The 23,634-nt window shown below is 62.8% G+C and carries 23 protein-coding genes; 8 read left to right on the forward strand and 15 right to left on the reverse strand.

Features of this window, described 5'->3' with window-relative positions; translation table 11 throughout:
- From GIB19_RS05705 to GIB19_RS05715, 3 genes are read left to right on the forward strand one after another with little or no spacing between them, the layout of a single operon-like run.
- The gene (locus tag GIB19_RS05705) at nt 1-933 is read left to right on the forward strand and encodes an ABC transporter permease (RefSeq protein WP_099428464.1); all 933 of its coding nucleotides are present in this window, start codon (nt 1-3) and stop codon (nt 931-933) included.
- Nucleotides 923-1,729 (forward strand): ABC transporter permease, encoded by an 807-nt coding sequence (locus tag GIB19_RS05710; RefSeq protein WP_027595737.1) that lies wholly within the window; start codon nt 923-925, stop codon nt 1,727-1,729. The genes GIB19_RS05705 and GIB19_RS05710 overlap by 11 nt, the downstream gene beginning before the upstream one ends.
- Nucleotides 1,730-1,746: 17 nt before the next feature.
- Nucleotides 1,747-3,171: a gamma-aminobutyraldehyde dehydrogenase gene (locus GIB19_RS05715; RefSeq protein ID WP_085272723.1), complete on the forward strand. Its 1,425-nt coding sequence runs from the start codon at nt 1,747-1,749 to the stop codon at nt 3,169-3,171.
- A 302-nt stretch (nt 3,172-3,473) separates the two neighbouring features.
- On the opposite strand, the gene GIB19_RS05720 is transcribed toward GIB19_RS05715, so the two are convergent.
- The 3 genes from GIB19_RS05720 to GIB19_RS05730 all read right to left on the reverse strand — a co-directional run bounded on the left by GIB19_RS05720 (nt 3,474) and on the right by GIB19_RS05730 (nt 7,355).
- Nucleotides 3,474-4,580 carry an NADH:flavin oxidoreductase/NADH oxidase gene (locus GIB19_RS05720; RefSeq protein ID WP_274884197.1) on the reverse strand — a complete coding sequence of 369 codons (1,107 nt, stop codon included), beginning with the start codon at nt 4,578-4,580 and terminating at the stop codon, nt 3,474-3,476.
- Between the two features lie 492 nt (nt 4,581-5,072).
- A complete protein-coding gene (recJ, locus tag GIB19_RS05725; protein ID WP_274884198.1) occupies nt 5,073-6,782 on the reverse strand; it encodes a single-stranded-DNA-specific exonuclease RecJ in 1,710 nt (569 codons plus the stop codon).
- Between the two features lie 30 nt (nt 6,783-6,812).
- Nucleotides 6,813-7,355 (reverse strand): YaeQ family protein, encoded by a 543-nt coding sequence (locus GIB19_RS05730; RefSeq protein WP_027595733.1) that lies wholly within the window; start codon nt 7,353-7,355, stop codon nt 6,813-6,815.
- 132 nt (nt 7,356-7,487) lie between these two features.
- Between GIB19_RS05730 and GIB19_RS05735 the strand changes: the two genes are divergently transcribed.
- Nucleotides 7,488-8,687 (forward strand): CaiB/BaiF CoA transferase family protein, encoded by a 1,200-nt coding sequence (locus tag GIB19_RS05735; protein ID WP_274884199.1) that lies wholly within the window; start codon nt 7,488-7,490, stop codon nt 8,685-8,687.
- A gap of 15 nt (nt 8,688-8,702) precedes the next feature.
- Complete coding sequence (locus GIB19_RS05740) at nt 8,703-9,578, forward strand: TIGR02285 family protein (protein ID WP_274884201.1); 876 nt, start codon at nt 8,703-8,705, stop codon at nt 9,576-9,578.
- Between the two features lie 139 nt (nt 9,579-9,717).
- Here the strand turns inward: GIB19_RS05740 and GIB19_RS05745 are convergent, their stop codons facing one another.
- The 6 genes from GIB19_RS05745 to xerD form a co-directional block, all read right to left on the reverse strand.
- Nucleotides 9,718-9,999: a DUF3509 domain-containing protein gene (locus GIB19_RS05745; RefSeq protein WP_027595730.1), complete on the reverse strand. Its 282-nt coding sequence runs from the start codon at nt 9,997-9,999 to the stop codon at nt 9,718-9,720.
- 79 nt (nt 10,000-10,078) lie between these two features.
- Nucleotides 10,079-10,495 (reverse strand): response regulator, encoded by a 417-nt coding sequence (locus tag GIB19_RS05750; protein WP_238216455.1) that lies wholly within the window; start codon nt 10,493-10,495, stop codon nt 10,079-10,081.
- Nucleotides 10,496-10,625: 130 nt separating this feature from the next.
- Complete coding sequence (gene thrC, locus GIB19_RS05755) at nt 10,626-12,035, reverse strand: threonine synthase (RefSeq protein WP_027595728.1); 1,410 nt, start codon at nt 12,033-12,035, stop codon at nt 10,626-10,628.
- A 58-nt stretch (nt 12,036-12,093) separates the two neighbouring features.
- On the reverse strand, nt 12,094-13,398 hold the full coding sequence (locus GIB19_RS05760) for a homoserine dehydrogenase (RefSeq protein ID WP_085272718.1): 1,305 nt from the start codon (nt 13,396-13,398) through the stop codon (nt 12,094-12,096).
- Nucleotides 13,399-13,480: 82 nt separating this feature from the next.
- Nucleotides 13,481-14,242: a thioredoxin fold domain-containing protein gene (locus GIB19_RS05765; RefSeq protein ID WP_027595726.1), complete on the reverse strand. Its 762-nt coding sequence runs from the start codon at nt 14,240-14,242 to the stop codon at nt 13,481-13,483.
- A gap of 153 nt (nt 14,243-14,395) precedes the next feature.
- Nucleotides 14,396-15,292 (reverse strand): site-specific tyrosine recombinase XerD, encoded by an 897-nt coding sequence (gene xerD, locus GIB19_RS05770; protein WP_085272717.1) that lies wholly within the window; start codon nt 15,290-15,292, stop codon nt 14,396-14,398.
- 68 nt (nt 15,293-15,360) lie between these two features.
- Between xerD and GIB19_RS05775 the strand changes: the two genes are divergently transcribed.
- The gene (locus GIB19_RS05775; protein WP_274884209.1) at nt 15,361-17,187 is read left to right on the forward strand and encodes a cation:proton antiporter; all 1,827 of its coding nucleotides are present in this window, start codon (nt 15,361-15,363) and stop codon (nt 17,185-17,187) included.
- A 3-nt stretch (nt 17,188-17,190) separates the two neighbouring features.
- Here GIB19_RS05775 and GIB19_RS05780 read toward each other — a convergent pair whose 3' ends face one another.
- The 6 genes from GIB19_RS05780 to ffh form a co-directional block, all read right to left on the reverse strand.
- On the reverse strand, nt 17,191-17,598 hold the full coding sequence (locus GIB19_RS05780) for an acyl-CoA thioesterase (protein ID WP_238216461.1): 408 nt from the start codon (nt 17,596-17,598) through the stop codon (nt 17,191-17,193).
- A gap of 96 nt (nt 17,599-17,694) precedes the next feature.
- Nucleotides 17,695-18,045 carry a 50S ribosomal protein L19 gene (gene rplS, locus GIB19_RS05785; protein WP_027595722.1) on the reverse strand — a complete coding sequence of 117 codons (351 nt, stop codon included), beginning with the start codon at nt 18,043-18,045 and terminating at the stop codon, nt 17,695-17,697.
- A gap of 42 nt (nt 18,046-18,087) precedes the next feature.
- Nucleotides 18,088-18,840, reverse strand: coding sequence for a tRNA (guanosine(37)-N1)-methyltransferase TrmD (gene trmD / locus GIB19_RS05790; protein WP_008094486.1), 753 nt, complete (start codon nt 18,838-18,840; stop codon nt 18,088-18,090).
- A 3-nt stretch (nt 18,841-18,843) separates the two neighbouring features.
- Nucleotides 18,844-19,380: a ribosome maturation factor RimM gene (gene rimM, locus GIB19_RS05795; protein ID WP_027595721.1), complete on the reverse strand. Its 537-nt coding sequence runs from the start codon at nt 19,378-19,380 to the stop codon at nt 18,844-18,846.
- Between the two features lie 5 nt (nt 19,381-19,385).
- Complete coding sequence (gene rpsP / locus GIB19_RS05800) at nt 19,386-19,637, reverse strand: 30S ribosomal protein S16 (protein ID WP_011535318.1); 252 nt, start codon at nt 19,635-19,637, stop codon at nt 19,386-19,388.
- A gap of 258 nt (nt 19,638-19,895) precedes the next feature.
- Nucleotides 19,896-21,272, reverse strand: a complete 1,377-nt coding sequence (gene ffh / locus GIB19_RS05805) for a signal recognition particle protein (RefSeq protein ID WP_027595720.1) — start codon at nt 21,270-21,272, stop codon at nt 19,896-19,898.
- A gap of 263 nt (nt 21,273-21,535) precedes the next feature.
- Here ffh and GIB19_RS05810 point away from each other — a divergent pair, with 263 nt between their 5' ends.
- Nucleotides 21,536-22,345: a cytochrome C assembly family protein gene (locus tag GIB19_RS05810; protein ID WP_027595719.1), complete on the forward strand. Its 810-nt coding sequence runs from the start codon at nt 21,536-21,538 to the stop codon at nt 22,343-22,345.
- A gap of 9 nt (nt 22,346-22,354) precedes the next feature.
- Entirely contained in the window at nt 22,355-23,560 is a 1,206-nt protein-coding gene (locus GIB19_RS05815) for a transporter associated domain-containing protein (RefSeq protein WP_027595718.1), read from the forward strand.
- Nucleotides 23,561-23,634 lie beyond the last annotated feature (74 nt).

Consider the following 23,634-nt stretch of genomic DNA (forward strand, 5'->3'; position numbering starts at 1 on the left):
ATGAACGCCCCGCGCGCCAACCCAAGCCCGCTGCGCAGGTTCTCCAACCTGTTGTACCGGCGCCCCAATCTCTACCTGATGCTGCTGTTGATCCCGCCACTGACCTGGTTCGGGGCCATCTACCTGGGCTCGTTGCTGAACCTGCTGTGGCAGGGGTTCTATACCTTCGACGACTTCACCATGGCGGTGACCCCGGACCTGACCCTGGGCAATTTCGCGGCGCTGTTCAACCCGTCGAACTTCGACATCATCCTGCGCACCTTGGGCATGGCAGTGGCAGTCTCGCTGGCCAGCGCGGTGCTGGCCTTCCCGATCGCCTACTACATGGCGCGCTACACCAGCGGCAAGACCAAGGCATTTTTCTACATCGCGGTGATGATGCCGATGTGGGCCAGCTACATCGTCAAGACTTACGCCTGGACCTTGCTGCTGGCCAAAGGCGGCGTGGCTCAGTGGTTCGTCCAGGTGCTGCACCTGGACGGCCTGCTGCAGGCGGTGCTGACAGTGCCTGGCGTTGGCGGCAGTACCCTGTCGACCTCGCACCTGGGGCGCTTCATGGTGTTCGTGTACATCTGGTTGCCGTTCATGATCCTGCCGATTCAGGCCTCGCTGGAGCGCCTGCCGCCGTCCTTGCTGCAAGCTTCGGCGGACCTCGGGGCCAGGCCCAGGCAAACCTTCTGGCAGGTGATTTTGCCGCTGTCGATCCCGGGCATTGCTGCAGGGTCGATCTTCACCTTCTCCCTGACCCTGGGCGACTTCATCGTGCCGCAGCTGATCGGCCCGCCCGGTTACTTCATCGGCAGCATGGTCTATGCCCAACAAGGGGCGATCGGCAACATGCCAATGGCCGCCGCGTTTACCTTGGTGCCTATCGTGCTGATCGCGGTCTACTTGTCCATCGTCAAGCGCCTGGGGGCATTCGATGCACTCTGAAAACGCATCAACCGGCTTGCGCCTGGCGGCCTGGGGCGGGTTGCTGTTCCTGCACTTCCCGATCCTGATCATCGTCCTCTACGCCTTCAACACCGAAGACGCGGCCTTCAGCTTCCCGCCCCAGGGCTTTACCCTGAAGTGGTTCAGCGTGGCCTTCGCTCGCCCGGATGTGCTCGAAGCCATCAAGCTGTCGCTGCAGGTTGCCTGCCTGGCCACACTGATTGCCCTGGTGCTCGGCACCCTGGCCTCGGCGGCGCTGTACCGGCGCAGCTTTTTTGGCAAGGAGGGCATCTCGCTGATGCTGATTTTGCCGATTGCCCTGCCCGGCATCATCACCGGTATCGCCCTACTCTCCGCATTCAAGAGCCTGGGCATCGAACCTGGCCTGTTCACCATCGTGGTCGGCCACGCGACCTTCTGCGTGGTGATCGTCTACAACAACGTCATCGCCCGCCTGCGGCGGACCTCGCAAAGCCTGATCGAAGCCTCGATGGACCTGGGCGCAGATGGCTGGCAGACCTTCCGCTACATCATCCTGCCCAACCTCGGCTCGGCGCTGTTGGCAGGTGGCATGCTGGCCTTCGCTTTGTCGTTCGACGAAATCATCGTGACCACCTTTACCGCAGGGCACGAACGCACGCTGCCGATCTGGTTGCTCAACCAGCTCAGCCGCCCGCGCGACGTGCCCGTGACCAATGTGGTCGCCATGCTGGTGATGCTGGTGACCATGCTGCCGATCCTCGGCGCCTATTACCTGACCCGCGGCGGCGAAAGCGTCGCGGGCAGTGGCAAATGACCCTGGAGGAGTCTTCCATGCAAACGCAGATGCTGATCAACGGTCACCTGGTCGCCGGCGAGGGGCCGGCCTGGACCGTGCTCAACCCCGCCTCGGGCAGCGCCCTGGCGCAAATCAACGAAGCCAGCGAAGCGCAGGTCGACAGCGCCGTGCGTGCCGCCGACCAGGCCTTCGAGGGCTGGTCACAAGCCAGCCCCAAGGACCGCTCCCTGGCATTGCTGGCGCTGGCCGACACCATCGAGCAGCATGGCGAGGAACTGGCCCGGCTCGAATCGCAGAACTGCGGCAAGCCCTTCAGTGCTGCGCTGAATGACGAAATCCCGGCGATTGCCGACGTGTTCCGCTTTTTCGCCGGGGCGGCGCGCTGCCTGGGCGGCTCGGCTGCCGGCGAATACTTGCCAGGGCACACCTCGATGATCCGCCGCGACCCACTGGGCGTGGTCGCCTCGATCGCGCCGTGGAACTACCCGCTGATGATGCTGGCCTGGAAAGTCGCGCCGGCCCTGGCAGCCGGCAACACCGTAGTCATCAAACCGTCCGAACTGACGCCGCTCACCGCACTGCGCCTGGGCGAACTGGCGCAGGGCCTGCTGCCGCCTGGCGTGCTCAACATCCTCTTCGGCCGTGGCCAAACCGTCGGCACGCCGCTGGTCACCCACCCGAACGTGCGCATGGTGTCGCTGACCGGTTCGATCCCCACCGGCGCGCACATCATCAGCGCCACCGCCGACAGTGTGAAGCGCATGCACATGGAGCTGGGCGGCAAGGCACCAGTGCTGGTGTTCGACGATGCCGACATCGACGCCGCCATCGAGGGTATCCGCACGTTCGGCTTCTACAACGCCGGCCAAGACTGCACCGCGGCTTGCCGCCTGTATGTGCAGGACGGCATCTACGAGCCATTCGTGCAACGCCTGGGCGAAGCGGTGGCCAGCCTCAAGCCCGGCCTGCAGGACGCCGAGGACACGGAACTGGGGCCACTGATCAGTGCCCAGCACCGCGACAAGGTCGCAGGCCTTGTGGAGCGGGCTATCGCCCAACCGCACATTCGCCTGGTGACCGGTGGCAAGGCGATTGAGGGCGACGGCTTCTTCTTCGAGCCAACCGTACTGGCCGATGCTCTGCAGGATGACGAGATCGTGCGCAACGAGGTATTTGGCCCGGTGGTCTCGGTGACCCGCTTCACCGACGAGGCGCAGGCACTGGCGTGGGCCAACGATTCCAACTACGGCCTGGCGTCATCGGTGTGGACCCGCGACACAGGCCGCGCCCATCGCCTGGCGGCGCGCTTGCAGTACGGCTGCACCTGGGTGAATACCCACTTCATGCTGGTCAGCGAAATGCCCCATGGCGGGCAGAAGCATTCGGGGTATGGGAAGGATATGTCGGTGTATGGGCTGGAGGACTACACCTGTGTGCGGCATGTGATGATCAAGCATTGAGTTGGGGCTTGTCAGTGGATTTGTAGCGCCTCGAGATCGAGCGCCGCCCGCGCGGCGCTTCGCAGCACAAGGCTGCTCCTACATCTGTTTCGGGCCAATTATCCCTGAGCCATGGGCGCGCGGCTCCTTGGCGCCCGCCTTGATATCGAGACGTACAAACAAGGTGGTCGCGCGCGCAGGCACAGGCGTGACTGGCCCGAAACAAATGTAGGAGCAGCCTTGTGCTGCGAAGCGCCGCGCGGGCGGCGCTCGATGTCAGCACCCCCTCACACCCAAAGCCAGACACCCGCAAACCACTCAGTCTAATCCCGCAAATCCGACTCATGAATCGGGTTAGCCCGGCTGGTAGCCCGTTGATACTGCGCCGGCCAGGTGGCCTTGTTGCCGCCCAGGTCATCGTCGGCATGCAGCGGCCAGTAAGGGTCGCGCAGCAGTTCGCGGGCCAGGAAGATGACGTCGGCCTGGCCGGTACGCAGGATGTGCTCGGCCTGGGCCGGCTCGGTGATCATGCCCACGGTGCCGGTGGCGATTTCCGACTCTTTGCGCACGCGCTCGGCGAAGCGGGTCTGGTAACCGGGGCCGGTCGGGATCTCGGCGTTGACCGACGTGCCGCCGGATGAAACATCTATAAGGTCGACGCCTAGCGAGCGCAGGCGCCGTGCCAACTCGACAGTTTCGTCAGGGTTCCAGCCGTCTTCTACCCAGTCGGTCGCTGAAACGCGCACGAACAGCGGCAGCTCCTGCGGCCAGATTTTGCGCACTGCCTCAGTTACCTGCAGGGTCAGGCGGATGCGGTTTTCGAAACAACTGCCATATTCATCGCGGCGCTGGTTGCTCAGGGGCGAGAGGAACTGGTGCAGTAGGTAGCCATGCGCTGCGTGGATTTCGACCACTTTGAAGCCTGCTTCCAATGCCCGTTCGGTCGCTTTGACGAACGCGGCTACAACTTCCTGGATCTCGTCCTTGCTTAACTCACGCGGTGCTGTGTGTTCAGGGTCGAAGGCAATTCTCGACGGCCCCACCGGCTGCCAACCACCGTCCTCGATCTTGACGCTGCCATGCTTGCCCAGCCACGGGCGATGGGTGCTGGCCTTGCGCCCGGCGTGGGCCAGCTGGATGCCCGGCACAGCACCCTGGGCGGTAATGAAGCGGGTAATGCGTTGCAGCGGCGCGATCTGGACGTCGTCCCACAGGCCGAGGTCTTCGGCGGTAATACGGCCATCGGCGGTAACCGCCACGGCTTCAGTGATCACCAGCCCAGCGCCACCGACGGCGCGGCTACCCAAATGGACAAGATGCCAGTCGTTGGCCAAGCCATCGACAGCGGAATACTGGCACATCGGCGAGACCGCGATGCGGTTGGGCAACGTCAGTTTACGCAGGGTGTAAGGCTCGAGCAGCAGGCTCATGAGGGCACCTCCCAAGGACTCCAATGGTGATCCGGCCCGGACACTCAATTGCACGTCCCTGGCCCAGGTCCGGTCATAACTTCAGACTAGACCAGAATGGGTGGGGGGGAGTTTCCATGGGATTTGGGGTGGGATGCTGGGTGTTTGGTTTGATGAGGCAAGGCCTCCAGGTGTACGCCGACAGGTTTGCAGCGCCTATGAGATCGAGCGCCGCCCGTGCGGCGCTTCGCAGCACAAGGCTGCTCCCACATCTGTTTCGGGCCAATTATTCCTGTGCCATAGGCGCACGCACCCTAGGTGCATGGCTGGAGATTGATTAAAAACAGCGATGCCCCTTCGATATCGACGGGGCAGACAAGGCGAACAGAGGTGACCTCACAGAAGTGACTGGCCCGAAACAAATGTAGGAGCAGCCTTGTGCTGCGAAGCGCCGCGCGGGCGGCGCTCGATATCCGCCGCACCACAACACCCAAGCCAATCACCTTGAAACCGTCAGCGCGGCTCCATATGGGCAATCATCAACTGCACGCTCTCATTACCCCGAAACTCGTTCACATCCAGCTTGTACGCCAGCTCCACCCAACGCACGGTAGGGTTCGGCCACACCTCGCGGTCGACGCCGAAGGCAATGCCATCAAGCCTCACCGACCCACATTCGCTCTTGAGCACCACTTTCAGGTGCCGCTCGCCGACCACTCGCTGCTCGACCAGCTGGAACACACCATGGAACAACGGCTCTGGGAAGTGCTGCCCCCATGGCCCGGCGTGGCGCAGGGCCTTGGCCAGGTCGAGGTGAAACTCTTCCACGGCCAGGCTGCCATCCGACAGAAGCCGGCCGGTGAGGTCTTCTTCGCGCAGCTGGCGCCGCACTTCCTGGTCAAACGCCTCGGCGAATGCCGGGAAGTTGCCTTCAGGCAACGACAACCCGGCGGCCATGGCGTGCCCGCCGAATTTGCTGATCAGCTGCGGATGGCGCGCCGCCACCGCATCCAGCGCATCGCGGATGTGAAAACCCGGCACCGAACGTGCCGAGCCCTTGAGCATGCCGTCGCCGGCATCGGCAAAGGCGATGGTCGGCCGGTGATAACGTTCCTTCAAGCGTGAGGCAAGGATCCCGATCACGCCTTGGTGCCAGTCGGCATCGAACAGGCACAAGCCGTACGGCATCGATTCGACGGGCAGGTCCTTGAGCTGGGCCAGCGCCTCGCGCTGCATGCCCTGCTCGATAGACTTGCGGTCCTGGTTGAGGTCGTCCAACTGCTGGGCCATGTCCTGGGCCAGGGCGGCGTCTTCGCACAGCAGGCATTCGATGCCCAGGCTCATGTCGTCCAAGCGCCCAGCCGCGTTCAAGCGCGGGCCCAGAATGAAGCCCAGGTCGGTGGAGGTGATGCGCCGGTGATCACGGCGGGCCACCTCAAGAATCGCCTTGAGGCCCGGCCGAGCGCGGCCAGCACGAATGCGTTCAAGGCCCTGGTGCACCAGGATGCGGTTGTTGGCATCCAGCGGCACCACGTCGGCGACGCTGCCCAGCGCCACCAGGTCGAGCAGCTCGCCGATGTTCGGCTGTGCTTGCGTGTCGTAGCGCCCCAGGCTGCGCAGGCGTGCGCGCAAGGCCATGAGCACATAGAAGATCACCCCGACACCTGCCAACGACTTGCTTGGGAAGCCACAGCCCGGCTGGTTCGGGTTGATGATCGCATCGGCGTCGGGCAATTGTTCACCCGGCAAGTGGTGGTCGGTGACCAGCACTTTGAGCCCCGCCGCCTTGGCTGCCGCCACGCCATCGACACTGGAGATGCCGTTGTCGACGGTGATCAGCAACTGCGGCTGGCGCTGCAGTGCGACGTCGACGATCTCCGGCGTCAGGCCATAGCCGAATTCGAAGCGGTTGGGCACCAGGTAATCGACGTGGGCCGCACCCAGCAAACGCAGGCCCAGCACGCCAACGGTGCTGGCAGTGGCACCGTCGGCGTCGAAGTCGCCAACGATAAGAATACGCTGGCGCTGGTCGAGGGCTTCGACCAGCAGGTCTACCCCCGCCTCGATGCCTTTGAGTTGCTGGTACGGCAACAGCCGCGCCAGGCTTTTGTCCAGTTCGGCCTCGGTCTGCACGCCGCGGGCGGCATACAGACGGGTCAACAAGGGTGGCAGGTTACCCAGCAAGGGCAAGGTCGACGGCAGGGGGCGAGGTTCGATACGCATGGGGTCTTCGGCAATCAGGAAAGGGTCAGGTCAGCCACGCTCACCGAGCAGCCACTCCAGCTGCACTTCGTGCTGGCCACGGTCATCGGTGACGAACACCGTGCCTTCGCTGATCATCACGTCCCACTTGATGCTGCGCGGCATGTCGGTGGCCAGGGTTTCCAGCACCTCCTGCGGCACTGCAGCGATGTTCAGGTTCTTCAGGCCCTTGACCGCAGGCACCACCTTGGTCTCCCACACGCGCAGGCTACCGTAGGCCAGCAGGCTGGTGCGCTCGGTGCGACGGGAGCACCAGGTCAAGCGGTCGGCATCCGGTTGGCCGACTTCGATCCAGTGCAGGACGCGATCGTCCAGGCTCTTTTCCCACAACGCCGGTTCGTCGACATCCGACAGACCACGACCAAACGACAATTGCTCGTTGTACCAGAGTGCGTAGGCCAACAGACGAACGGCCATACGCTCTTCGGTTTCCGAAGGGTGACGGGCAATGGTCTGCTTGACGCTTTGGTAGACGTTGCGATCGAGGTCAGTCAGATTCAGTTCGAATTTGTAGGTAGTGGACGGCTGGGCCATGGTCGACGGGCTTCTTGCGCAAAGAAAAGTCACACAGTCTAACCGATCCTGCCCCTCGTTGCGCCGCGGCAGTATCTGCCGCTTCAGAGCTATGATAAAACCACGGCTCTGCCCAGTTGCCACGGATGCCCCATGTCTACGCCCAGCAAACCCCTCGCCGGCCTGAAAGTCATCGAACTCGGGACCCTGATCGCTGGCCCGTTCGCGTCGCGCATCTGTGCCGAGTTCGGTGCCGAGGTGATCAAGGTCGAGTCCCCCGACGGCGGCGACCCGCTGCGCAAATGGCGCAAGCTGTACGAAGGCACGTCGCTGTGGTGGTTCGTGCAGGCACGCAACAAACAGTCACTGACCCTCAACCTCAAGCACCCGGACGGCCGCGAGATCCTCAAGCGCCTGCTGGCCGAGGCCGATATCCTGATCGAGAACTTCCGCCCCGGCGTGCTGGAAAAGCTCGGCCTGGGCTGGGATGTGCTGCACGCGCTCAACCCGCGCTTGGTCATGGTACGCCTGTCGGGTTTCGGCCAGACCGGGCCGATGAAAGACCAGCCAGGTTTTGGCGCAGTGGGCGAGTCCATGGGCGGCCTGCGCTACATCACCGGCTTCGACGACCGCCCGCCCGTGCGCACCGGCATCTCCATCGGTGATTCGATTGCCGCGCTGTGGGGGGTGATTGGGGCCTTGATGGCGTTGCGGCACCGCGAGGTCAACGGCGGCCAGGGCCAAGTGGTGGACGTGGCACTGTACGAGGCGATCTTTGCCATGATGGAAAGCATGGTCCCGGAATTCGACGTCTTCGGTTTCATCCGCGAACGCACCGGCAATATCATGCCCGGCATCACGCCCTCCTCCATCCACACCAGTGCCGATGGCAAGCATGTGCAGATCGGCGCCAATGGCGATGCGATCTTCAAGCGTTTCATGCAGGCCATAGGCCGCGCCGACCTGGCCGATGACCCGTCACTGGCCACCAACGATGGCCGCGACCTGCGCCGTGACGAGCTCTATGGGGTGATCGACCGCTGGGCCAACAGCCAGCCGCTGGAGCAGCTCATGTTGGTGCTCACCACCGCCGAAGTACCTGCAAGCCGCATCTATTCTGCCGAGGACATGTTCAACGACCCGCAATACCTGGCGCGGGAAATGTTCCTGCAGGCGCGCCTGCCAGACGGCAAACCCTTCAAGATGCCAGGCATCGTACCCAAGCTTTCGGAAACACCCGGCTCCACCGAGTGGGTCGGCCCTGCGCTGGGCGAACACACTGACGCACTGCTCACCGCCCTGGGCTACGACGCGGCCGCCATCGCCGGCCTGCGCGAAGCAGGCGCGGTCTGACGCCTGCCGCCGCCGATGCGAGCTGCCCACTGGTTACGCACCCTGCTTTTGCTGTGCGCGCTGCTGCCTGCACTGGGCGTGCCGCACGCGGCGGCCAAGGAGCGCTTGTTGTGGCTGGTTCGCGACCTGCCGCCCTTCACCATTTTTGAAGGGACAGAGAAAGGCCAAGGGGTCATTGACCGCCTGCTGCCATTGCTGATCGAGCAGATGCCTGAATACGATCACAGTATCGTCCGGGTAAACCGTGCCCGCGGTATCCAGATGCTTCAGGACCCGAACACTTTTACCTGCGACCCGACCTTGCTGTGGACGCCGGAGCGTGCCGAGTACGTGCACTTTTCCATACCGTCGCTGGGGGTGTTAAGCGGGGGGCTGGTGGTGCGCAAGGCAGGTGAGGCACTGCTGGCGCCGTTTCTCACCGACAACGAGGTCGACCTGCCCGGGCTGATGAGCCACACCCCGTTGAAGCTCGGCATCGTCGCCGAACGCAGCTATGGCACGCAGATCGACGAGATCCTGCGCCAATTGCCAGACTCGGCACTCAGCCGCCACTACGGCAACGATGCCACCGCCAACCAGTTGCAGATGCAACAACTGGGGCGCCTGCACATGGTGATGGGGTATTGGCCAGAAGTGCGTTACCTGATCCAGCAGCAAGGCGGGTCACTGGGTGACTACCAGTTTCATCCGGTTCGGGGCGTGAACCGCTATCAGTTTCTGCATGTGGGTTGCTCAGACTCGGCACTGGGTCGCGAGGCCGTTGCGCATATCGACCAGCTATTGCCCACGCTACGCCAAGAGACCTTGCCAGGGCTATATGCCCGGTGGCTGGACCCTGAGTTGCAGGCAACCTACCTGGAACAGAGCAAGCAGTTTTTCAAACAACCCTAGTACTGCAGACAAAAGAAACCCCGGAACGCTGGGGAGGACGCCCGGGGCTAATTGAAAGTCCCTTGGGACTTCCCGTGACAGCCTGCCAGCACCGGAGCAATGCGCTGGCTAGCTGCCCTTACTGTGTCTGATAAGCAATTCAGGCAAAGGTTCCCGGCATTTGCTGTCGCTGTTGCAAGGCAGCAATCACACAGGGCTGCAAGCGGCCTTCTGCAATCTGCAGGTCACGGTGCAAACCATCCACCAGGTCAATGAGCAGGCGCTGTTCCTGCAACTGGCGCAGGCTCACCGTGCGCTGCAGGGTGATGCCTTCAAGGCTGTCAAAGACGGTCAATTGACGGTTGCCACTGGCATCGGCAACGCCCAGGTGCGTCTGGTAGGGGGTCAGGGCTTCGTTCAGCAGTCTGCAGATTCTTTCCATCCGGATCACTCGCTGCGTGGTGGGCTATAGAGAAACTGACCAACAAGCGCAGCACAAAGTTCGAAACGCTGCGGCTGTTTCAGTGAGCATGCGGGGCGCAGGTGACAGTTTGAATACGCCCGCCCAGGCGCTGAAGTGCGTGTTGCAGATTGGTCATGGACAGTGGCCACGGCAGCTCGGCGACGACCCACAACCCCCGTCGCTTCGCCTCCAGGGCCAGGTTCTGCTGTTCGGGTGTGGCTTGACCGACAAACAACAAGGCGCGCAAGGCGTGACTACCCGCCAGTTTTTTCAACAGCGCAAGCCCTGCCCTTTTGGGCATGGCGTGATCGAGGATCAGCAAGTCAGGGCAACGCTCAGCGCTCAGGCACGCGTGCAGATCAGCGGCTTCTTCAGTGATGCGCACATTGAAGATGCCTTGGGCATTGAATGCCTGGTGCAGGAGGATTTGATGGGAAGGGCGTGCCTGGTGAATCAGCACATAAGGCCTGGACATGAGCCACTCCTGGAGGAAGGGCTGGCAAATCTAGGCAACATCCCAAGAGGGTTAAATAGGAAATATCCGAAAGATCAGATGGAAAACCAGACAATCAAGGGCCGCTAAGCGGCCCTTGATATCACCGCAATTAAAGCGGCTTACCGCGGTTACCATGCTGGCTGACAAAGCCCTGAACGGCCTTCAGGTCATTGGCCAGCACCGTGCAGCGCTCTTCGCGGCTGAACAGGTCGGCCAGGTGTGCAGGCAATTCCAGCGCCTTGCCAACACCTGCCTTCTCCACGGCTTCCGGGAACTTGACCGGATGCGCGGTACCCAGCACCACCATCGGCGTGTCCAGGCTGCGACGGCACTCGCGGGCGGCCTTGACGCCGATCGCGGTATGCGGGTCGAGTACTTCGCCGGTGCTGGCGAACACTTCGGCGATGGTCTCGCAGGTCTGCTCGTCACTGACGGCCAGCGAGTCGAACAGTTTGCGCGCTTCGGTCCAGCGGTCTTCGTCAACGCTGAAACCGCCACCCTGCTTGAAGTTGTCCATCAACGCGGCAATGGCTGCACCGTTACGGCCGTGCAGGTCGAACAGCAGGCGCTCGAAGTTGGACGACACCATGATGTCCATCGACGGCGACAGGGTCGCGTGCAGGGTGTCCTTGACGTACTGGTTGCCGCTCATGAAGCGGTGCAGGATGTCGTTACGGTTGGTGGCGACCACCAGCTGGCTGATCGGCAGGCCCATGTTGCGTGCCAGGTAACCGGCGAAGATGTCGCCGAAGTTGCCGGTGGGCACCGAGAACGCCACCGAGCGGGCTGGGCCGCCCAACTGCAGGGCTGCGTGGAAGTAGTAGACGATCTGGGCCATGATCCGCGCCCAGTTGATCGAGTTGACGGCCACCAGGCGGGTGCCCTTGAGGAACGACTGGTCGGCGAAGCTGGCCTTGACCATCTCCTGGCAGTCGTCGAAGTTGCCTTCGATGGCGATGTTGTGGATGTTGTCGCCGAAGATGGTGGTCATCTGCCGACGCTGTACTTCCGACACGCGCTGGTGCGGGTGCAGGATGAAGATGTCGACGTTGTCACAGCGGCGGCAACCTTCGATGGCAGCGGAGCCGGTGTCACCGCTGGTGGCACCGACGATCACCACGCGCTCGCCGCGCTTGACCAGCACGTGGTCGAGCAGGCGGCCGAGCAGTTGCAGGGCAAAGTCCTTGAAGGCCAGGGTCGGGCCGTGGAACAGCTCCATCACCCACTCGTTGCTGTTCAACTGGCGCAGCGGCGCCACGGCGGCGTGTGCGAACGCGCCGTAGGTTTCCTCGAGAATCTTCTTGAAGTCGGCGTCGGCGATGCTACCGGCGACGAACGGGCGCATCACGCGGAAGGCCAGTTCGTGATACGGCAGGCCAGCCCAGGAAGCGATCTCTTCCTGGGTGAAGCGCGGCAGGTTTTCAGGGACGTACAGGCCGCCGTCGCTGGCCAGGCCAGCCAGCAGGACATCTTCGAAATTCAGGGCCGGTGCCTGGCCACGGGTGCTGATATAGCGCATGGTGCAAACCTTCGATACTGAGGCCGGGGCCGCGTGCGCAGCCCAACGGCATGATTCGTTAATTGAGCTGTTCGACGCGGATGCGCACGACCTTGCCGACCACATCCTGCAGGGCTTCCAGGGCGACAATGGCGTCGTTGATGCCCTGCTCGACCACGCGATGGGTCAGCAGGATCATCGGCACCAGGCCGTCCTGTTCCTCGGCTTCCTTCTGCATGATCGACTCGATGTTGATGCCACGCTCCGAGAGGATGCTGGCCACCTGGGCCAGCACACCGGGGTGATCCTTGGCCTGGATGCGCAGGTAGTAGGCGCTTTCACAGGCTTCGATCGGCAGAATCGGGTGCGCCGACAGCGAGTCTGGCTGGAAGGCCAGGTGCGGCACGCGGTTTTCCGGGTCGGAGGTCATTGCGCGAACCACGTCGACCAGGTCGGCGACGACCGACGAAGCGGTCGGCTCCATACCGGCACCTGCGCCGTAGTACAGGGTCGAACCGGCGGCGTCGCCGTTGACCATGACCGCGTTCATCACGCCGTTGACGTTGGCGATCAGGCGATCGCTCGGGATCAATGTCGGGTGCACGCGCAGCTCGATGCCTTCAGCCGTGCGACGTGCCACGCCCAGGTGCTTGATGCGGTAGCCCAGGGCCTCGGCGTAGTTCACGTCAGCGGTGGTCAGCTGGGTGATGCCTTCGGTGTAGGCCTTGTCGAACTGCAGCGGAATGCCAAAGGCGATGGACGCCAGGATGGTCAGCTTGTGGGCCGCATCAATGCCCTCGACGTCGAAGGTCGGGTCAGCTTCGGCATAACCCAGGGCCTGGGCTTCGGCCAGCACGTCCGGGAAGGCACGGCCTTTTTCGCGCATTTCGGTGAGGATGAAGTTACCGGTGCCGTTGATGATGCCGGCCAGCCAGTTGATACGGTTGGCCGACAGGCCTTCACGGATCGCCTTGATCACCGGGATGCCACCGGCAACCGCCGCTTCGAAGGCGACGATAACGCCCTTCTCGCGGGCCTTGGCAAAGATTTCATTGCCATGCACGGCGATCAGCGCCTTGTTCGCGGTGACCACGTGCTTGCCGTTTTCGATGGCCTTGAGCACCAGGTCGCGGGCGATGGTGTAACCACCGATCAGCTCGATGACGATGTCGATTTCCGGGTTGGTCGCAACGTCGAACACATCAGCGGTAATGGGGGTACCGGTAATCTGGCAGTTCGGGTTCTGCGAGCGCATGGCAATCTGTGCCACTTCAATACCGCGCCCGGCACGGCGGGCAATCTCCTCGGCGTTGCGCTGAAGTACATTGAAGGTTCCGCCACCGACGGTCCCCAACCCACAGATGCCTACTTTGACCGGTTTCACTGTGAACTCCCCATTGAACGGCCGGCACCTGCGCCGACCGTGAAACATGCCGTCACCCCATGACGACGGCGTACTGTATTGATTACTTGGCTGCTTGCTGCTGGCCGGCCAGGGCCAACTTGGCCACTTGCGGTGCCGGCTGGTAGCCCGGGATCACCTGGCCGCTTTCAAGGACGATCGCCGGCGTGCCGTTGACGCCGATCGACTGGCCCAGCTGGAACTGCTTGCTGACCGGGTTGGCGCACTTGGCGGCCTTGATTTCCTTACCCTCGACCATCTTGTCCAGCGCCGCACGGCGGTCGCTGGAGCACCAGACTGCCTGCAACTGCTGATCACCTGGCGAACCGAGGCCCTGGCGCGGGAAGGCGACATAGCGCACTTCGATACCGCGGCGGTTGAGCTCCGGCACTTCGGCGTGCAGCTTGTGGCAGTACGGGCAGGTGGTGTCGGTGAACACGGTGATGTGCGACTTGGTCTCGCCCTTGGCAGGATAAACCACCATCTCGGCGGCTGGAATGCCGTTGATGAGCTTGGCAACGCCTTGGCGCTCGGTCTTCTCGGTCAGGTTGACCGGCTTGCCGTCCTGGATCTGGTACAGGTAGCCCTGCATGACGAACTGGCCGTCAGCACTGGCGTACAGCACGCGGCCGCCCTGCAGCTTGACTTCATACAGGCCATTGAGCGGGCTGCTGGCGACGCTTTCTACCGGGACTTCCAGTTCGAGGTTCTGCAACGACTTGCGAATGGCCTGCTCGGCACCGGCATTGCTGTCGGTTGCCGCGGCAACGGCAAAGGTACTGGCCAGCGCCAACGCGGCGGCGGCGAAAATTTGGGTCACGCGCATGGGAACTCCTGAAGGCGGACAGGGGCCGGAGGGCGTCGCCTGCGGAAAAAACGCGGCGACCGTGCGGCCCTTGGTGCAAACCGCCCAAGCCTACCACAACACGCTAGCCGTGAAGGGGTCTGCGAGTACCGGTCGGCGGAACATGAAAATCATTCATCCACGCGGGTGATGCTGGGCGTGCAGTTGCTGCAGACGGGCTTTGGCCACGTGGGTGTAGATCTGCGTGGTCGACAGGTCGCTGTGGCCCAGCAGCATTTGTACCACGCGCAGGTCGGCGCCGTGGTTGAGCAGGTGGGTCGCGAAGGCATGGCGCAGGGTATGCGGCGACAGCGATTTGTCGATCCCGGCGACCTGTGCCTGGTGCTTGATACGGTGCCAGAAGGTCTGACGGGTCATCTGCTCGCCGCGCAGGCTGGGGAACAGCACATCGCTCGGGCGCCCATTCAGCAGCTCGGGGCGGCCATTGCGCAGGTAGCGTTCCAGCCATACCACCGCCTCTTCCCCCATCGGCACCAGGCGCTCCTTGCTGCCCTTGCCCATCACCCGCAACACGCCCTGGCGCAGGTTGACCTGATCGAGCGTCAGGCTGACCAGTTCGGTCACGCGCAGGCCACAGGCATAAAGGACTTCGAGCATGGCGCGGTCGCGCTGGCCGATGGCTTCGCCGAGGTCCGGCGCCTGCAGCAGTGCCTCGACGTCGGCTTCTGACAAGGATTTGGGCAGCGGCCGGCCCAGCTGTGGCATTTCGACCTGCAACGTGGGGTCGACAGCGATCAGCTTTTCGCGCAGCAAGTAACGAAAGAATCCACGCAGCCCAGAGAGAAAGCGTGCTGTAGAACGTGGCTTGTAGGCTTGGTCGAGGCGCCAGGCCAGGTGATCGAGGATCAGCTCACGCCCCGCGTCGGGCAAGGCCACGCCCTGCTCCTGCAGCCAGCCATTGAACAGCGCCAGGTCGCTGCGGTACGAAACCCGGGTGTTGTCGGACAGGCCTTTTTCCAGCCACAAGGCATCGAGAAACTGGTCAATCAGGGGGTGGTCGAGGGCGGGCATGAAAACTCGGTGGCAAACGACGAAATGACGCTTAGTCTTTCATAACAACGCTGGCATAGGGAGCCCGCATGAACGAACAGCAGATCCTGCTCAGCGTCGCGGGCATCGGCGGCGCCGCCCTGGCCTGCCAGTGGCTGGCGTGGCGCCTGAAATTGCCGGCAATCCTCTTCCTGCTGCTGGCCGGCATCACCGCCGGCCCGCTGCTCGGCTGGCTCGACCCCCAGGCACTGTTCGGCCCACTGCTGATGCCCTTGGTGTCGCTGGCCGTGGCACTGATCCTGTTCGAGGGCAGCCTGACGTTGCACTTGTCGCAGTGGCGCGACATCGGCAGCGTGGTCCACCGCCTGGTCACAATCGGCGCCCTGTCGACCTGGCTGGTGATCGCCCTGGCGACCCACTGGCTGCTGGGGTTCGACTGGCCGCTGGCGATCCTGTTCGGCACCTTGACCCTGGTCACAGGGCCGACGGTGATCGTGCCTATGCTGCGCGTGGTGCGGCCGAAGGCGGCGATCGCCAACATCCTGCGCTGGGAAGGCATCGTCATCGACCCGATTGGCGCCCTGCTCGCCGTGGTGGTGTACAGCTTCATCATCGCGAGTGCCGATGGCAATGGCCTGAGCCAGAGCCTGGCCACCTTTGCCGGGGTGATCTTCTGTGGCAGCGCACTGGGCGCGGCCGGCGGCTGGTTGTTGGGGCAGGTCATGCGTGAGCAGTGGCTGCCAGAGTACCTGCACAACCTGGCTGCACTGGCGGCAGTGCTGGGCATCTTCATCGCCGCCAACCAGATCGTTCACGAATCAGGGCTGCTGGCCGTGACGGTGATGGGCATGTGGCTGGCCAACATGCGCGGGGTGGATGTGCGGCAAATCCTGCACTTCAAGGAAAACCTCAGCGTGCTGCTGATCTCCGGCTTGTTCATCCTGCTGGCCGCACGCCTCGACCTGCATGCCCTGATCGGCCTGGGCCCGGCGGTGCTGGCGCTGTTGCTGGTGATCCAGCTGCTGGCGCGGCCGCTGAACGTCTTTCTGTCCACCCTGGGCTCGGGGCTGAACTGGCGTGAACGGGCCTTGCTGGCCTGGATCGCACCGCGCGGTATCGTTGCCGCGGCAGTCTCGGCGATCTTCGCCATCCGCCTGCATGAAGCCGGCCATCAGGGTGCACTGCTGCTGGTGCCGCTGACCTTTGCCGTGATCATCGGCACCGTTGTGCTGCAAAGCGCCACGGCCAGGCCCCTGGCGCGCCTGCTCAAGGTGGCCGAGCCTGCCCCCAGCGGCTTTCTCATCGTTGGCGCCAACGGGCCCGCGCGCACCCTCGGCAAAGCCCTTCAGCAATTGGGCTGCCGGGTACTGCTGACTGACTCGAGCTGGGAAAACATCCGCGCCGCGCGCATGGACGGGCTGCCGACCTACTTTGGCAACCCGGCCTCGCAACATGCCGATGCACACCTGGACCTGGTCGGCCTCGGCCATCTGCTGGGGCTGTCCCCTGCAGGTGAGATCAACGCTTTGGCCTGCGCACGTTTTCGCCACGATTTCGGCCATGGCCGCCTGTTCGTGCTGGCCAGCGGCCTGGAAAAACAGCGCAGCGACAAGCACCGCGCCAGTGAGGAACACCGCGGCCGTTTGCTCGGTTCAAGCCCGATGACCTACCAGCAACTGGCCAATCGCTTGCACCACGGCGCCGAGCTGTACAGCACCACCCTGACCGAAGGTTTCGACTGGGACAACTACCAGGCACTGCATGGCGAGCGTGCGCACCTGCTGTTCGCCCGTGACAGCCACGGCTGGGTGCATGTGTCGAGCCCTGACAACCCGCTCACCCCGCAACCTGGCTGGACCTTGGTGGCGCTGGTCGAACCGGCGCCGGTCGCGGGCACGGCCACCACACCAGGGTGAACCTCAGGTTGCTGGCAGCACCGGCACCGGGCGCTTGTCTTCGTCGATGGCGACAAAGCTGAACACGCCATGGATTGCCCGTTCACGGCCATCCAGGTACATGTTCTCGACGAACACATCCACCTGCACCTGCAGGCTGGTGTTGCCCACCTTGATCACCGTGCCGACCAGCTCGACGATCGAGCCCGCCGGGATCGGGTGCTTGAAGTCAATACGGTCGGTCGACACCGTTACCAGCGGCAAACGGCAAAAGCGCGTGGCCGCGATGAACGACACTTCATCCATCCAGGCCAGCGCAGTGCCGCCGAACAGGGTGTTGTGGTGGTTGGTGGTGTTGGGGAATACCGCCTTGGTCACGCGGGTCACCGACAGTTCGGTGCGGCGCTGGATTTCCTGGTCTCGGGTTGTCATGTCGGGTCACATCGCTTGGGTTTCAAAACGCAAAAAAGCAGCCCGAAGGCTGCTTTTTTTCTCGCAAGGCGGCCTGGGCCACCGGTCAAACTGCACTCAGGACAGTTTTTCCTTGATGCGAGCGGCTTTGCCGGACAGGTCGCGCAGGTAGTACAGCTTGGCTTTACGCACGTCACCACGACGTTTCACGGCCAGGCTGTCGATCTGCGGGCTGTAGGTCTGGAAGGTACGCTCTACGCCAACGCCGCTGGAGATTTTGCGCACGGTGAAGGCGCTGTTCAGACCGCGGTTACGCTTGGCGATAACGACGCCTTCGAACGCCTGCAGACGGGAACGCTCACCTTCCTTCACTTTAACCTGGACGATAATGGTGTCGCCCGGTGCGAAGGTTGGGATTTCCTTGCTCATCTGCTCGGCTTCGAGCTGCTGGATGATCTTGTTGGTCATGCTGTGCTCCTAAGATGGATACGTGATCCACCATCGATACGTTTAACTATCGTCCCGCTCGCGGAGGTATTCCTCGAGCAGCTTCTTCTCTTCTCCAGAAAGCGAGCGACTTTCCAGAAGATCGGCGCGTCGTTCGAAGGTCCTACCAAGGGACTGCTTCATCCTCCAACGCCGGATATGTGCATGGTTGCCACTTAGCAACACGTCGGGAACACGCTGATCCGCATACACCTCAGGTCGGGTGTAGTGCGGGCAATCGAGCAGACCGTCGGTGAAAGAGTCTTCCTCCGCCGAGTCCACATGCCCTAAAGCTCCGGGCAGCAGCCGCGTAACCGCATCGATCAGTACCATGGCCGGCAGCTCGCCACCGGAAAGCACATAGTCGCCAATCGACCACTCCTCATCGACATGAGCCTCAATAAAGCGCTCGTCGATGCCTTCATAACGACCGGCGATCAGGATCAACGATTCCTGTTCGGCCAGGCCTTTGACCGCTTGCTGAGTCAGCTTGCGGCCTTGCGGCGAAAGGTAGATCACCTTTGCCGATGCTCCGGTCGCTTGCCTGGCGCTAACCAGGGCGTCTTCCAGAGGCTTGATTTTCATCACCATGCCCGGACCACCGCCAAACGGCCGATCATCCACGGTATGGTGGCGATCTGTGGTGTAGTCCCGCGGGTTCCAGCACGTTACCTGAAGCAACCCCTGTTTTACCGCGCGGCTGGTAATGCCGTACTCCGTGATGGCCGAGAACATCTCGGGGAACAACGTGATGACGTCTACGCGAAGGTTACCCATCGTTTAGAAGTCCGCGTCCCATTCAACCCGCATCACGCCTGCTTCCAGGTCGATTGCCAGCACGCATTGCTCCGTATAGGGCAACAAACGCTCGCGATCATCCAGGCTGCCTGCGCACGGCTTGACCACCATTACATCGTTCGCACCGGTCTCCAACAGGTGATCGACCTTGCCGAACAGGTGTTCGTCCTGGTTGATGACCTTCAAGCCCTGCAACTGGTACCAGTAGTACTCGTCGACGGGCAGGTTGGGCAAAAGGCTCCGCGGTATGCAGATCTCGTAACCACTCAGAAGACGGGCTTCATCGCGATCATCGAGGCCTTTCAGTTTTACGACCAGGCCCTTTTGGGAGCCACGACCGCTGACCAGCTCTACCTGTTTTACCTTGCCTTCGTGCTTGAGCGTCCAGCGTGGATAATCCAACAGGTTTTCAATCGGATCGGTAAAGGAATACACCTTCACCTCGCCGCGAACGCCGTGAACCGAAAAAATCTTGCCAACGACGATGAGGTCGTCAGCCTTTTCTGGCGTCGCGTTCATATATCTTAGGCAGCGGCCTTGGCAGCTTCCTTCAGCAGCTGAGCAACACGCTCAGACGGCTGTGCGCCCTGGCTCAGCCAGTAGGTGACGCGTTCCTGGTTGACCGACAGCTTGACTTCGGCGCCCGATGCGATCGGGTTGAAGAAGCCAACGCGCTCAACGAAACGGCCGTCACGGGCGTTACGCGAGTTGGTCACGGTCAGGTGGTAGAAAGGGCGCTTTTTCGAGCCGCCACGGGCCAGACGAATGGTTACCATGTGAACATCGTTCCTATAGTCGGTGCTGCAGTTGGTACTGCAGTCGGTGCTGCAAATCTGAAAGCCAAATAGGCACATGCGTGCCCAAAAGGCCGCATATTCTCGGGGAATACACGGACATTTGCAAATGACTTTTTCGGCAAGGCCTCGCCATGCCGTCCAGATTCGCCGGTTAAGCCACGCTTATCGCGGCCATTGCCCCGCCACGGCGGGGTTCTGAGCGCTCGTCCGGTAAAAGACAAGCGCCCGGAATAGGGGTTACAGCTTCGGCATGCCGCCGCCTGGCATCATGCCGCCAAGGCCGCGCATCATCTTGGCCATGCCGCCCTTGGCAGAGAATTTCTTCATCATCTTCTGCATCTGCTTGTGCTGCTTGATCAGCCGGCCGACGTCCTGCACCTGGGTGCCGGAGCCGATGGCGATGCGGCGCTTGCGCGAGCCGCTGAGCAGGTCCGGATCGCGGCGCTCGGCCGGGGTCATGGAGTTGATGATCGCCTCCATCTGCTTGAACTGCTTCTCGGCCGCGCCCTGGGCATTGCCCATCTGCGACAGGTTGACCCCGCCGATGCTCGGCAGCTTGTCCATCAGGCCGCCCAGGCCGCCCATGTTTTTCATCTGTTGCAGCTGGTCGCGGAAGTCTTCGAGGTCGAAGCCCTTGCCCTTCTTCAGCTTCTTGGCCAGCTTGTCAGCCTTGGCCTTGTCGATGGTCTGCTCGGCCTGCTCGATCAGGCTGAGCACGTCGCCCATGCCGAGGATGCGCGAGGCGACGCGGTCCGGGTGGAACGGCTCGAGGGCCTCGGTCTTCTCACCCATACCGATGAACTTGATCGGCTTGCCGGTGATGGCACGTACCGACAACGCGGCACCGCCACGGGCATCACCGTCAACCTTGGTCAGCACCACGCCGGTCAGCGGCAGGGCTTCACCAAAGGCCTTGGCGGTGTTGGCGGCGTCCTGGCCGGTCATGGCGTCGACCACGAACAGGGTCTCGACCGGCTTGACCGCAGCATGCAGCGCCTTGATCTCGTCCATCATGTCGGCGTCGATGTGCAGACGGCCGGCGGTGTCGACGATGACCACGTCGATGAATTTGAGCTTGGCTTCGCGAATCGCCGCTTCAGCGATGGCGACCGGCTTCTGGCTGATATCGGACGGGAAGAAAGTTACGCCGATGTCGTTGGCCAGGGTTTCCAGCTGCTTGATCGCGGCCGGGCGGTAGACGTCGGCCGAGACCACCATCACGCTCTTCTTCTTGCGCTCCTTGAGGAAGCGCGCGAGCTTGCCGGCGGTGGTGGTCTTACCTGCACCCTGCAAGCCGGCCATCAGCACCACGGCAGGTGGCGCGGCGTTCAGCGCGAGGTCTTCGTTGGCCGCACCCATCAGGCTTTCGAGCTCGGCCTGGACGATCTTCACGAAGGCCTGGCCTGGGGTCAGGCTGCGCGACACCTCGGTACCGACCGCACGTTCCTTGACGCTGTTGACGAAATCCTTGACCACCGGCAAGGCAACGTCGGCCTCGAGCAACGCCATGCGCACTTCGCGCAGCGTGTCCTTGATATTGTCTTCAGTCAGCTTGGCCTTGCCGGTGACATGGCGCAGCGTCTGTGACAGGCGGTCGGTCAGGTTTTCGAACATGGTGATCCTTTCAGGCCCAGTAAAAGCCGAGGTTTGTCAGGCGCCCAGGGGGAAAATGCACACACCCGGGGCACAGCAAGGCGGCGATTATAGCGAAGTGCGGCGGCGGCGCACACCTTGCCTTCCCAGCGGCAAGCTACGAACGTCAAGCGGCAAGAAAATGCAGCCACCTCGCGGATCCGCCTTTGCTTGTACCTTGCGGCTTCCAGCTTGCAGCTCTCTATGCCAAACTCCGTCTCTTTAAGGCTCGCCAACCAGGACTTATGTTCTCCTCACCCAGCCTCATCCCCAACCTGATCGCCGCCGGCCTTTATATAGCTGCGACCCTCTACCAGGGCACGCACCTGGCCCAGGGCCGCAAAGCTGACAAACGGCTGCTGGGCCTGCTCGGCGCCCTGGCTGTCATCGCCCAGGGCGGCGCCCTGTTCTTCCAGCTGATCACCCCGCTGGGCCTGAGCCTGGACTTTTTCAGCGCCGCCAGCCTGATCGCCGTTGCGGTCATTACCCTGACCTTGCTGGCGTGCCTGCGCATCCCGGTAGAAAACCTGCTGGTGCTGCTGTTCCCGCTGGGCGCGGTCACTGCGCTGCTGGCCCAGTTCGCGCCCCCCGGTACCGTGCCGCTGATCAACGAAGAGCCCGGCATCCTTGCGCACATCCTGCTGTCGATCCTCGCCTACGGCCTGTTCACCATCGCGGTGTTCCAGTCGTTGCTGCTGTTGCTGCAGGACCACCAGCTGAAAAACAAGCACCCGTCAGGCCTGATCCGCAACTTCCCGCCGCTGCAAACCATGGAAAGCCTGCTGTTCGGCTTTCTCTGGGCCGGCTGGTGCCTGCTGTCGCTGTCGCTGATTTCTGGCTGGCTGTTCCTCGACAACCTGTTCGCCCAGCACCTGGTGCACAAGACCTTGCTGGCCTGCGTCGCCTGGGTAGTGTTCAGCGTGCTGCTGTGGGGCCGCACCCGCCTGGGCTGGCGTGGCCACAAAGCGATCCGCTGGACGCTGGCCGGTTTCTGCCTGCTGATGCTGGCCTATTTCGGCAGCAAGCTGGTTCGCGAATTCATCCTGCATATCTGACGGCCGCCCATGGACACCCTGCCGTACGCACCGCTCCTCGGCACTCTGGCACTGGCGCTGCTCTGGTCGGCGCTTTTCAGCGCCGTGGATGCCGCCCGCCTGCAACTCAATGGTTCGCTGCGCAACGGCGACGACGGTCAAGCCCCCCTGCCCGCCCAGGCGCTGGTGCTGTGCGCCAGCCTCGGCAAGTTGCTGGTGCTGGGCCTGGCGTGCCTGATTGGCCAGCGCTACAGCGGCGAACACGGCTTCTGGCTGGCAGGCCTGGGCGCGACGCTGGCCTTGCTGGTGTTTGCCGAATTTCTGCCGCGGCGCCTGGCGCGGCGTAACCCGCAGGCGTTTGCAAGCCTGGGTGCAAGCCTGCTGAAAGTGCCCCTGGCGCTTCTGCAACCCTTGGCCTGCCTGCTCGATGGCTGCGCCAAGCTGCTGCTGCGCCCATTCCGTGTGCAGCCTACGGCGGTCGCCTTGCACCCGGAGCAAGACGACGACTTCGACGAAGACGAGGAGCACGAGCCTGCACGCCATGGCCTGCTCGACGGTTTGCAATCGCTGGACAAAGTCACCGTCAACGACATCCTGGTGCCGCGCAACGAAGTCGATGGCATCAACCTGGACGACCCGATCGAACGCATCATCGAGCAGCTGATCGTCAGCCGTCACACCCGCTTGCCGGTCTATCACAACGACATCAACCAGGTTGAGGCAATCCTCAACACCAAGCTGATCAGCCACCTGCTGCCCAAGGCGGAGCTGACCCTGGAGAAACTCCACGGCGCCTGTTACGAGCCCTATTTCGTACCCGAAAGCACGCCCCTGCAGCTGCAGTTGCTGAACTTCCATAAACAGCAACGCCGCCTGGGTGTGGTGGTGGACGAATACGGCGAGGTGCTGGGCATCGTCACCCTGGAAGACATCCTCGAAGAGATCGTCGGCGAGTTCGAAGACGAACAGGGGCTGGACAACCCGCACGTCCACCCCCAGCCCGATGGCACCTTCGTCATCGAAGGCACCGCCTCGCTGCGCGAGATCAACCGCACCCTGGGCTGGCACCTGCCCTGCGATGGCGGGCCAAAGACCCTCAACGGCCTGGTCACCGAAGCACTGGAAAGCATCCCGGAAAGCGCCGTTTGCCTGAAGATCGGCCGATATCGCCTGGAAATCCTCGAAACAGAGGACAATTGCGCCAGCAAGGTACTGGTGTGGACCGTGACCCGATAGCTATACTCGGGTCACGCTTACCCAGCCCCGCCGTCCCGCCTGCTACCCGCACCCGGCGCCACACGGCCAGTCCG

Origin of the sequence: Pseudomonas sp. ITEM 17296 (assembly GCF_028895205.1) — a bacterium.
Classification (GTDB): domain Bacteria; phylum Pseudomonadota; class Gammaproteobacteria; order Pseudomonadales; family Pseudomonadaceae; genus Aquipseudomonas; species Aquipseudomonas kermanshahensis.